This is a genomic window from Pseudomonas abieticivorans (genome assembly GCF_023509015.1).
Taxonomy (GTDB): Bacteria; Pseudomonadota; Gammaproteobacteria; order Pseudomonadales; family Pseudomonadaceae; genus Aquipseudomonas; species Aquipseudomonas abieticivorans.
The window spans coordinates 2,438,367-2,449,624 of sequence record NZ_CP094975.1; the positions used below are offsets into that span (position 1 = coordinate 2,438,367).

Sequence of the window (11,258 nt, forward strand, 5' to 3'; positions counted from 1 at the left end):
CATGGGCCTGCATCTGAACGAAGGTGGCGACGACCTCGCCGAGAACCACGAAATCAACGTCACGCCGTTCATCGACGTGATGTTGGTACTGCTGATCATTTTCATGGTCGCGGCGCCCCTGGCGACCGTAGACATCAAGGTCGACCTGCCCGCCTCCACCGCCAAACCGGCGCCAAGGCCGGAGAAGCCGATCTTCCTCAGCGTCAAGGCAGACCAGAACCTGTTCGTGGGCGACGAGAAAGTCGACCGCGCACAACTGGGCCAGATCCTCGACGCCAAGACCAAAGGCAAGAAGGACACCACGATCTTCTTCCAGGCCGACAAAGGCGTGGACTACGGTCAGTTGATGGAAGTGATGAACTCCCTGCGGGCCGCCGGCTACCTGAAAGTCGGACTGGTAGGGCTTGAGACGGCAGCCAAGAAATGATCACGACGCGCCAAAAGCTGACGCGTTACGGGGCTAGCCTCGCGGTCGTGCTGGGCATCCACGCCGTGGCCATCGTGCTGGCGTTGAACTGGTCGCGGCCGCAGCCTATGGAGTTGCCGCCTGCGGCCATGGTCGTGGAAATGGCACCGTTGCCAGAGCCCGCACCGCCGCCACCGCCCAAAGTGGTGCAGCCGCCGCAACCTCCGGCCCCGGTCGAAGAGCCGCCGCTGCCCAAACTGGTCGAGGCCCCCAAGCCGACGATTGCAGTGCCAAAGCCTGTGAAGCCCAAGGCCAAGCCGCAACCGCCCAAGCCTGAGAAAAAGCCGGAGCCGCCGCAGGAAAAGCCGCCTGCAGAGCAGACCGTGGATACGCCGCCCACCAACGCGCCACCGGTTAAATCCGCTGCGCCGCAGCCAAGCGTCGCCACCAACAGCAATGCCCTGCCGACCTGGCAAAGCGACTTGCTGCGTCACCTGGCCAAGTTCAAGAAGTACCCGGACGACGCGCGCCGCCGCGGCATGCAGGGGGTCAACCGCCTGCGCTTCGTGGTCGACGGCGAAGGCAAGGTCTTGTCCTACTCGCTGGCCGGTGGTTCGGGCAGTGCATCATTGGACCGAGCCACCCTGGAAATGATCCGCCGGGCGCAGCCGCTGCCTCCGCCACCCAAGGAATTGCTCAACAACGGCAGCCTGGAAGTGGTCGCTCCGTTCGTGTATTCGCTGGATAAACGATAAATACGTCGTTTTGATACACACAAGCACGGTTGATAACGTGCGTCTATCGATTGCAGCCGCTATGCTGGGCCGGCAACTTCATGGACGCACGTTATGACTCTCACAGAATTGCGCTACATCGTTACCCTGGCCCAAGAGCAACACTTCGGCCATGCCGCCGAGCGCTGCCATGTCAGCCAGCCCACCCTTTCGGTGGGGGTGAAGAAACTCGAAGACGAACTGGGCGTGCTGATTTTCGAGCGCAGCAAGAGTGCCGTGCGTCTGACGCCCGTCGGTGAGGGCATCGTCGCCCAGGCCCAAAAGGTCCTCGAGCAGGCCCAAGGCATCCGCGAACTGGCCCAGGCCGGCAAGAACCAACTGACCGCCCCCCTCAAGGTGGGCGCGATCTATACCGTCGGTCCTTACCTGTTCCCGCACCTGATCCCGCAATTGCACCGTGTTGCGCCGCAGATGCCGCTGTACATCGAAGAAAACTTCACCCACATCCTGCGCGACAAATTGCGTAACGGTGAACTGGACGCGGTGATCATCGCCCTGCCATTCAACGAAGCCGACGTGCTGACCCTGCCGCTGTACGACGAGCCCTTCTACGTGCTGATGCCCGCCGGGCACCCCTGGACGCAGAAAGAGACCATCGACTCGGCGCTGCTCAACGACAAAAGTCTGCTGCTGCTGGGCGAAGGCCACTGCTTCCGCGACCAGGTGCTGGAAGCCTGCCCCACCCTGGCCAAGGGTGCCGACGGCAACAAGCACACCACGGTGGAGTCCAGCTCCCTGGAAACCATTCGGCACATGGTGGCCTCGGGGCTGGGCATATCGATCCTGCCCTTGTCGGCGATCGACAGCCATCATTACGCCCCCGGCGTGATCGATGTGCGCCCGCTGACGCCACCCACGCCGTTCCGCACCGTGGCAATCGCCTGGCGCGCCAGCTTCCCGCGGCCCAAGGCCATCGAGATCCTCGCTGACTCGATCCGCCTGTGTTCGGTCGCCAAACCGACCGTGGCGAGTAAAACCGCAACATGACAGAGCTGTCCAAAGTGTCGGTAACGGCACTCAAAGGCATTGGCGAAGCCATGGCCGAAAAGTTGACCAAAGTCGGCCTGGAAAACCTCCAGGACGTGCTGTTCCACCTGCCATTGCGCTATCAGGACCGCACCCGCGTGGTGCCGATCGGCGCACTGCGGCCTGGTCAGGATGCCGTGATCGAAGGCGTGGTCAGCGGTGCCGACGTGGCCATGGGCAAGCGTCGCAGCCTGCTGGTGCGCCTGGGTGACGGCACCGGTTCATTGAGCTTGCGCTTCTATCACTTCAGCAACGCGCAGAAGGAAGCCATGAAACGTGGCACCCACCTGCGTTGCTACGGTGAAGCTCGCCCCGGAGCTTCGGGCCTGGAGATCTACCACCCGGAATACCGCGCCCTGACGGGTGACGAGCATTACCCGGTGGAGCAAACCCTCACGCCCATCTACCCGACCACCGAGGGCTTGACCCAGGCACGCCTGCGCCAACTGTGCGAACAGGCCCTGGGCATGCTTGGCCCACGCAGCCTGCCCGACTGGCTGCCCGAAGAACTGGCCCGCGACTACCAACTGGCGCCGCTCGCCGACGCCATTCGCTACCTGCACCACCCGCCCGCCGATGCGGACCTGGAGGAACTGTCCCTGGGGCATCACTGGGCGCAACACCGGCTGGCATTCGAGGAGCTGCTGACGCACCAGTTGTCGCAGCAGCGCTTGCGCGAAAGCCTGCGCTCGCAACGCGCGCCCAATCTGCCGCCGGCCAAGCGTTTGCCGGCCCAGTACCTGAAGAACCTGGGGTTCGCCCCCACCGGCGCGCAACAGCGGGTGGGCAAAGAAATCGCCTACGACCTCAACCAGCATGAACCGATGCTGCGCCTGGTGCAGGGCGACGTGGGCGCAGGCAAGACCGTGGTGGCCGCCTTGGCCGCGTTGCAGGCCTTGGAAGCGGGCTACCAGGTGGCACTGATGGCACCCACCGAGATCCTCGCCGAACAGCACTACGTGACCTTCCAGCGCTGGCTCGAACCCCTGGGCATCGAGGTAGCATGGCTGGCTGGCAAGCTCAAGGGCAAGAACCGCGCCGCAGCGCTGGAGCAAATCGCCGGCGGCGCACCCATGGTGGTCGGCACCCACGCGCTGTTCCAGCCGGAGGTGCAGTTCAAGAACCTGGCCCTGGTGATCATCGACGAACAGCACCGCTTCGGCGTGCAACAACGCCTGGCCCTGCGCCAGAAAGGCGTGGGCGGGCGCATGTGCCCGCATCAGTTGATCATGACCGCCACGCCGATCCCGCGTACCTTGGCCATGAGCGCCTACGCCGACCTGGACACCTCGATCCTCGACGAACTGCCGCCCGGACGTACCCCGGTCAACACTGTGCTGGTCGCCGACAGCCGTCGCATCGAAGTGGTCGAGCGCGTTCGCGCCGCCTGCGCCGAAGGGCGCCAGGCCTATTGGGTGTGTACGCTGATCGAAGAGTCCGAGGAGCTGACCTGCCAGGCGGCCGAAACCACCTTCGAAGAACTGAGTAGCGCCTTGGGCGAACTGCGCGTGGGCTTGATCCACGGGCGCATGAAGCCTGCGGAAAAGGCTGCGGTGATGGCCGAGTTCAAACAGGGCAACCTGCAGTTGTTGGTGGCAACCACGGTGATCGAAGTGGGCGTGGACGTTCCCAACTCCAGCCTGATGATCATCGAGAACCCCGAACGCCTGGGCCTGGCTCAACTGCACCAACTGCGCGGCCGGGTCGGCCGGGGCAGTGCCGCCAGCCACTGCGTGCTGCTGTACCATCCGCCGCTTTCGCAGATCGGTCGCCAGCGCCTGGGCATCATGCGCGAAACCAATGACGGCTTCGTGATCGCGGAAAAAGACTTGGAAATACGCGGCCCGGGCGAGATGCTCGGCACCCGTCAAACCGGTTTGCTACAGTTCAAGGTTGCCGACCTGATGCGCGATGCCGACCTGCTGCCGGCAGTACGCGATGCGGCCCAAGCCCTGCTGGCCCGCTGGCCTGATCACGTCAGCCCATTACTGGATCGCTGGCTGCGCCATGGCCAACAATATGGCCAGGTGTAAAGACTGTCAGCAGACAGAGCCAGCAAACCCGATAAGCTGGTTATACTGTCGCGATTGTACGTATATGGATACAGGCCATGACTGAAGTTGCATTGGACACCGCAACCCCGCACGCCCCATCCGTCATCCGGCTGCTACTGGGCAAGCTGGGCATCGCCTACCGCGAGGTAGCCGACCACCCGGCGCTGAACCCTGCGCGCAAGGTACAGGCCGTGCTACTCGATGACTCGGTGGGCGCCCTCATGGTGCTGTTCCCGCAAAACCACCTGCTGGACCTCAGCCGCCTGACAGAGCTGACCGGCCGGACCTTGACGGCGATCAAGCTGGACCGCCTGGAAAAGATGCTCGGCAAGCATAACCTGAGCGTTCTGCCGGGCTTGCCATCGCTGACCAGTTCGCCCTGCCTGTACGAAGAAGCCCTGCTACGCGAGCCCGAACTGCTGATCAACTCCGGGGAACCGGGCTTGCTGCTGGAAGTGCGCAGCGACGACTTCAAGAAAATGCTGACCAAGGCCAGTGCCGCCTCGTTCGGCGAACCCTTGAGCTCCATCCGCCCCAACCTCGACCGCCCGGATGACGACCGCAAGGAAATCACCCAGGCCATGCAGGCCTTCACCGCCCGCCGCATCCAGCAACGCCTGGAAGCGACCATCGAGATCCCGCCGCTGGCTGAAACCGCGCAGAAGATCATCAAGTTGCGGGTGGACCCCAACGCGACCATCGATGACATCACTGGCGTGGTCGAAACAGATCCGGCACTGGCCGCGCAGGTGGTCAGCTGGGCCGCTTCGCCTTACTACGCTTCACCCGGCAAGATCCGCTCGGTCGAGGACGCCATCGTCCGCGTACTGGGTTTTGATCTGGTGATCAACCTGGCACTCGGCCTGGCTTTGGGCAAAACCCTGAGCCTGCCCAAGGACCAGCCACAACACGCCACGCCCTACTGGCAGCAGTCGATCTACACCGCCGCGGTGATCGAAGGCCTGACCCGCGCCATCCCCCGCGCCGAGCGCCCGGAAGCCGGCCTGACCTACCTGGCCGGCCTGCTGCACAACTTTGGCTACCTGTTGCTGGCGCACGTTTTCCCGCCGCATTTCTCGCTGATTTGTCGCCACCTGGAAGCCAACCCGCACCTGTGCCACACCTATGTCGAGCAGCACTTGCTGGGCATCACCCGCGAGCAGATTGGCGCCTGGCTGATGCGCAACTGGGACATGCCGGACGAATTGTCCAACGCCCTGCGCTTCCAGCACGACCCGATGTACGACGGTGAATTCGCCCAGTACCCCAATCTCGTCTGCCTGGCCGTGCGTTTGCTGCGCAGCCGCGGCATCGGCTCGGGCGTGGACGAAACCATCCCCGACGAGCTGTTCGAACGCTTGGACCTGAGCCGCGAAAAGGCTGAAGACGTGGTGACCAAGGTGTTGGAGGCAGAAGTGCTGCTGCGCGAGTTGGCTTCGCAGTTTACGCCGCCGAACTGAAACCGTAGCGCTTGCTTCGCGGATAAATCCGCTCCTACAGACCGTCGGTTTACTTCGCGGTTTAATCCGACCACAGACCGTGGGGTTTGCTTCGCGGTTTAATCCGACCACAGATCGTGGGGTTTGCTTCGCGGTTTAATCCGACCACAGATCGTGGGGTTTGCTTCGCGGTTTAATCCGACCACAGATCGTGGGGTTTGCTTCGCGGTTTAATCCGACCACAGATCGTGGGGTTTACTTCGCGGTTTAATCCGACCACAGATCGTGGGGTTTGCTTCGCGGTTTAATCCGACCACAGATCGTGGGGTTTGCTTCGCGGTTTAATCCGACCACAGATCGTGGGGTTTGCTTCGCGGTTTAATCCGACCACAGACCGTGGGGTTTGCTTCGCGGATAAATCCGACCACAGACCGTGGGGTTTGCTTCGCGGATAAATCCGCTCCTACCTGTAGGAGCGGATTTATCCGCGAAGGGCTCACCTCAGCGCTCGTGTAACGCCTCGGCCTTGGCCCGAATGATCGGCTTGAGCAGGTAGCTCAACACACTCTTCTTGCCCGTGATGATGTCGACCGAAGCCACCATGCCGGGAATGATCAGCAGCGGATGCTCGTCTGTACCCAGGTGGCTACGGTCGGTGCGCAGCTTGATCACGTAGAAGGTGTTTTTCTTTTCTTCGTCCTGGATGGTGTCGGCGCCGATCTGTTCCAGCTTGCCTTTTAGCCCGCCGTAGATGGTGTAGTCATACGCCGTGAACTTGATCATGGCTTCTTGGCCCGGGTGCAGGAAGGCGATGTCTTGCGGGCGAATGCGCGCTTCTACCAGCAGGGTGTCGTCCAACGGCACGATCTCCACCAGGTCACTGCCTGGCTGGATCACACCGCCCACGGTGTTCACCAACAGCTGTTTGACGATGCCGCGCACCGGCGAGGTGACCATGGTGCGGTTGACCCGGTCTTCCAGCGCCTTGCCGGTGGCCTGGGCCTTGCTCAGGTCGGTACGGGCTTCGTTCAGTTGGGTCAGGGCATCGCTGCGGAATTTACCGCGCGCTTCATCGACTTTACTCTGGGCTTCCTTGATGGCCGCTTCCGCACGCGGGATGGCCAAGGTGGTGGAATCCATTTGCCCACGGGTTTCAACTTCCGAGCGCTTGAGGCGCAGCACTTCCACCGGGGAAATAGCGCCCTGGGAAATCAGCGGCTCCGACATGTCGATCTCTTGCTTGAGCAAGGCCAGGCTGCTGCGGTATTGCGCCTGCTTGGAACTGAATTCGCGTAGCTCCTGCTGGCGCTGCACCATCTGTTGTTGCAGCCCGCCGATTTCGTCCTGCAACTGCTGGCGACGGCTCTGGTACAGCGATTGTTCGTTGGCGGCCTGCTTGGGCACCTTCTTGCGCACGTCATCGGTAAAGTTCAGCGGGCGGTCATCCACCTCGGCGCTCAAACGCTCGACGCGCAGTTCCATGGCCAGGCGATCGGCTTCGGTTTCACCGACATTGGAAACGAAGCGGGTATCGTCCAGACGCAACAGCGGATCACCAACCTCGACGATCTGCCCTTCATGAATGTAGATTTGCGCGACGATGCCACCTTCCAGGTTCTGCACTTTCTGCACCCGCGAGGACGGGATGGCCTTGCCCTCGCCACGGGTCACTTCATCGATGACCGCGAAGTGGGCCCAGCCCAACAGGAACAGGAAGAATGCGATCACCGCCCAGATGGTCAGGCGAACGATGCGCGGAGCGTCGTCGATCAACGCCTTGTTGACCTCCGGCAGCGGCTGGCCTTCGAGTGACTCGGTGCCTTTGAAGTAACGGGTAATGGCGTCCTTGAAACGCCCTGGGCCAGATTTAAGCAACACCGATCTGCCCCTTCTTCAGCGCTTCCATCACGGCCGCTTTTGGCCCGTCGGCAAGTATTTGCCCGCGGTCGATGACGATCAGGCGATCGACCAATGACAGCAGCGAAGCGCGGTGAGTTACCAGGATCACGGTCTTTTTCTCGATGACGGCCTGCAAGCGCTGTTTCAAGCGCTCTTCGCCGGTGTTGTCCATGGCGCTGGTCGGTTCGTCGAGCAGCAGGATTTGCGGGTTCAGCAGCAGTGCACGGCCCAGCGCTACGTTTTGGCGCTGGCCACCGGAAAGGTTCTGGCCGCGCTCGCCCACTTGCAGCTCGTAGCCTTGCGGGTGCAGCCGGGCGAATTCGTGCACACCAGACAGCTCGGCCGCTTGCAGCACCAGCTCGTCCTCGACGTAACGAGCACCGCTGACCAGGTTGTCACGCAGGGTGCCCGCCAGCAGTTGAATGTCCTGGGGCACGTAGCCGATGTTGTGGCGCAATTCGCTGACGTCGATCTGGCGCACGTCCACGCCGTCCACCAGCAACGCGCCGGCATCGGGCTGGTAGAGGCCCACCAGCAGTTTGGCCAGCGAGCTTTTGCCCGAGCCGCTACGGCCGATGATGCCGATTTTCTCGCCCGGCTGAACGCTCAGGTTCAGGCCGCGCAGTGCCATGTTCTGTTGGTTGGGGTAGGTGAAGTCGACGTTGCGAAACTCCAGCGCGCCTTGCAGCACCTGGCGGCTCATGGGGCGCTCTTCGAAGTTACGCTCTTGGGGCAGCTCCATCATCTGGTCGACCGAGACCATGGTCACCTTGGCCTGCTGGTAACGGGTCAGCAAACCGGCCAGTGAAGCCAAAGGCCCCAAGGCACGACCACTCAACATGTAGCAGGCAATCAGGCCGCCCATGCTCAGGTCGCCGGCAATGATCAGGTAAACCCCGCAGATGATCATGGTAACGCCGGCCAGGCTCTGGATCAGCAAGGTAATGTTCATCGCCAGGCTGGACAGCACCTTCACGCGCAGCTCCAGGCGGCTCAGGGTGCCGATGGTCTGTTCCCACTGATACTGGCGTTCACTCTCGGCGTTGTTGACCTTGACCGCATCCAGGCCGGCCAGGGTCTCGATCAGGCTCGACTGGCGCTCGGCGCCCAGGGCCATGGTTCGCTCCAGGGTCGCGGTCAGCGGTTTTTGCAGCAGGTGGCCAATGCCCAGCGCCAGCGGGAAGGCCACGATCGGTATCCACACCAGGTGACCGCCGATGATCGCGATCACCAGCAGGATCAGCAGGGTAAACGGTAGATCGATCAGGCTGGTCAGGGTCAGCGACGTGAGGAAGTCGCGCATGCCCTGGAACTCATGGATGTTCTGGGCGAAGCTGCCGACCCGCGCCGGGCGGTTCTTCATAGCCATGCCGACGATGCGCTCGAACAGCGTGGCCGATATGATCAGGTCGGTCTTCTTGCCAGCCAAATCCAGGCACAAGCCACGCAGGCCCTTGAGCAACAAATCGAACAGGTAGGCGCCGGTAATGCCTGCCGCCAGCACCCATAGAGTGGACGTGGCCTGGTTGGGCACGACGCGGTCGTACACGTTCATCACAAACAGCGGGGCGGCCAGGGCGATGATGTTGATCACCAGGCTCGCCGCGATAGCGTCGGCATACAGCCAACGGGAACGCTTGAGGGTGTCACGGAACCACGAGCGGGCCCGAGGGATCAGGCTGCCATGGGTCACGTCGAATTTGTGTTGCGGCTGGGCGAAAAAAACCCGGCCGCTGTAGTCCTCCAGCAGGGCGTCGCGCCCCACCTGTACTTCACCACCGTCGCTTTCGCTTAGCAGCAGGCGTGCGCTGTCACCGTTCCAGCCAACCAGGATGGCACTGCGGCCTTCCTTTAGCAAAAGCATGGCTGGCAAGGCGATGGCAGGGATTTGCTCCAACTTGCGCTGCATCAACCGCCCTTGCAGGCCGGCCCGGGCGGCGGCGCGGGGCAGCAGCTCGGGGCTCAGGCGTTGCGAGGGCAGCGGCAGGCCAGTGGTCAGCATCGACCGGCTGGCAGGCTTCTGGTGCAGCGAACAGAGTGTCAGCAACCCGTCGAGCAACGGGTCGTCGTGCTGGCTGCGTGGATCATGACTGAGTTGAACTCGACTAACTTCTGATTCCACGCTGACACTCTCAACTTAAGCGATTGACGATCTGATTCAGTGGAATCAGTTCATGCCAGGCAGATTGATCCTGGGCTTTACATCGTTCTGCACCACGGTGGCCATCGGCGCTACCACACCCTGGCTCTTCAACAACTGGCCCATGGTGGCCTTGATACGGTACTGCGTGTACAGCTGCAGCGTCTTGACCTGCGCCAGGCGCTGGCGCGCGGTGAACAGCTCGTTTTCGCTGTCGAGCAAGTCGAGCAAGGTACGTTCGCCCAGGCTGAACTGCTTCTGGTAGGCAGTGCGCACGATGCTGGTACGGTCCACGTACTGCTGGGCGTTGGGCAATTGCGCGTTGGCGTTGTTGTAGGCGTTCCAGGCCAGGCCCAGTTCTTCGTTCAACTGGCGCAGCGCGTTGTTGCGAATATCCAGCGCTTGGGTGGCCTGGTAAGCCTTGGATTCCAGGTCAGCCTTGTTGCTGCCACCCGAGTACAGGTTCAAGCGCATGCGCACCATGGCTTCCCAGCCATTGTTATGGCCTTCTTCGCCGCCAATGTTGTTATCGGCCGTGCGGCCCAGTTCTGCATCGAAGCGTGGGTAGAACGTCGACTTGGCGGCGTCATACTGTTTTTCGCTCGCAGTAATGTCGGACTCGGCCGAGCGCAAAATCGGGCTGCTTTCTACCATCTGCGTGCGAGCTTCGTCCAGCGTCGCCGGCAACATTGCGACGAAACCCTGGGGCTGCTCCAACTCGTCGGGCAGCGAGCCCACCACGCTCAGGTAGTTGGTCTTGGCGTCGGCCAGGTTGGTCTGCTCGGTGATCAGGTTGTTCTGGGCCTGAGCCACGCGCGCCTCGACCTGATCCAGGTCGGCGGTACGCCCCACGCCACGGCTGGTGCGCAGCTTGATCTGATCGTAGACGCGCTCATGGTTGCGCAAGTTTTCTTCGGCCAGTTGCACCATCTCGCGGCGGTTCAGTACGTCCAGGTAGACCTGGGCGACGGTCAGCGCGGTTTTTTCCGAGGTACCCAGCAGCGAGTAGGCACGGGAATTCACGGTCGCTTGCTGGCGCCCGACTTCGCTGGAAGTGGCAAAACCGTCAAAAAGCATTTGCTGCAGACGCACACTGGCCTCGCCCCGGTTAAGGGTTTGCCACTTGTCCGTGCCCAGGTCGGCACGGGTGGTGGGGTTGTCCGAACCCTCGCGACCATAGCCCGCCAGCACGTCGACCTTCGGCAGGTAGCCGCCCTTGGCAGCCCGCAACTGACCGTCGGCAGCCAGGCGGCTGTTCACGCCGGCCTGGATGTCCGGGTGCACGTCCATGGCCTGCTGCATGGCCTCGGGAAGGGTCTGGGCTTGTACGAAACTGGCCGCTAAAACAAAGGGTATAGCCTTGAAAAGGTGCGCACGCATTGTGGTTATTATCCCGAAGACTTCGTGTCTCGAAGCACAGCAAAACTGGTCGCTGCATTGGAAAAAAGGGCAACCGTATGGACTGGATGTCGATGAGTTCTGGGTGCGAACTGGAACACA

General features: G+C 62.2%; 8 protein-coding genes. 5 read left to right on the top strand and 3 right to left on the bottom strand.

Annotated features, from left to right (window positions below):
• The first annotated feature begins 1 nt into the window (after window position 1).
• The 5 genes from exbD to L9B60_RS10970 all read left to right on the top strand — a co-directional run bounded on the left by exbD (window position 2) and on the right by L9B60_RS10970 (window position 5,740).
• Window positions 2-427, top strand: coding sequence for a TonB system transport protein ExbD (exbD, locus tag L9B60_RS10950; protein WP_249678511.1), 426 nt, complete (start codon window positions 2-4; stop codon window positions 425-427).
• The gene (locus L9B60_RS10955; RefSeq protein ID WP_249678512.1) at window positions 424-1,161 is read left to right on the top strand and encodes an energy transducer TonB; all 738 of its coding nucleotides are present in this window, start codon (window positions 424-426) and stop codon (window positions 1,159-1,161) included. Before exbD ends, L9B60_RS10955 begins: the two co-directional genes overlap by 4 nt.
• A gap of 93 nt (window positions 1,162-1,254) precedes the next feature.
• Complete coding sequence (locus tag L9B60_RS10960) at window positions 1,255-2,187, top strand: hydrogen peroxide-inducible genes activator (RefSeq protein ID WP_249678513.1); 933 nt, start codon at window positions 1,255-1,257, stop codon at window positions 2,185-2,187.
• Window positions 2,184-4,259, top strand: a complete 2,076-nt coding sequence (gene recG, locus L9B60_RS10965; protein WP_249678515.1) for an ATP-dependent DNA helicase RecG — start codon at window positions 2,184-2,186, stop codon at window positions 4,257-4,259. The genes L9B60_RS10960 and recG overlap by 4 nt, the downstream gene beginning before the upstream one ends.
• A 77-nt stretch (window positions 4,260-4,336) precedes the next feature.
• Window positions 4,337-5,740 (top strand): aminoacyl-tRNA deacylase and HDOD domain-containing protein, encoded by a 1,404-nt coding sequence (locus tag L9B60_RS10970; RefSeq protein ID WP_249678517.1) that lies wholly within the window; start codon window positions 4,337-4,339, stop codon window positions 5,738-5,740.
• 480 nt (window positions 5,741-6,220) lie between these two features.
• Here the strand turns inward: L9B60_RS10970 and L9B60_RS10975 are convergent, their stop codons facing one another.
• From L9B60_RS10975 to L9B60_RS10985, 3 genes are read right to left on the bottom strand one after another with little or no spacing between them, the layout of a single operon-like run.
• The gene (locus L9B60_RS10975; protein ID WP_249678518.1) at window positions 6,221-7,597 is read right to left on the bottom strand and encodes an HlyD family type I secretion periplasmic adaptor subunit; all 1,377 of its coding nucleotides are present in this window, start codon (window positions 7,595-7,597) and stop codon (window positions 6,221-6,223) included.
• Window positions 7,587-9,740, bottom strand: coding sequence for a type I secretion system permease/ATPase (locus L9B60_RS10980; RefSeq protein WP_249678520.1), 2,154 nt, complete (start codon window positions 9,738-9,740; stop codon window positions 7,587-7,589). Before L9B60_RS10980 ends, L9B60_RS10975 begins: the two co-directional genes overlap by 11 nt.
• Window positions 9,741-9,785: 45 nt before the next feature.
• Complete coding sequence (locus L9B60_RS10985) at window positions 9,786-11,138, bottom strand: TolC family outer membrane protein (RefSeq protein WP_249678522.1); 1,353 nt, start codon at window positions 11,136-11,138, stop codon at window positions 9,786-9,788.
• Window positions 11,139-11,258 lie beyond the last annotated feature (120 nt).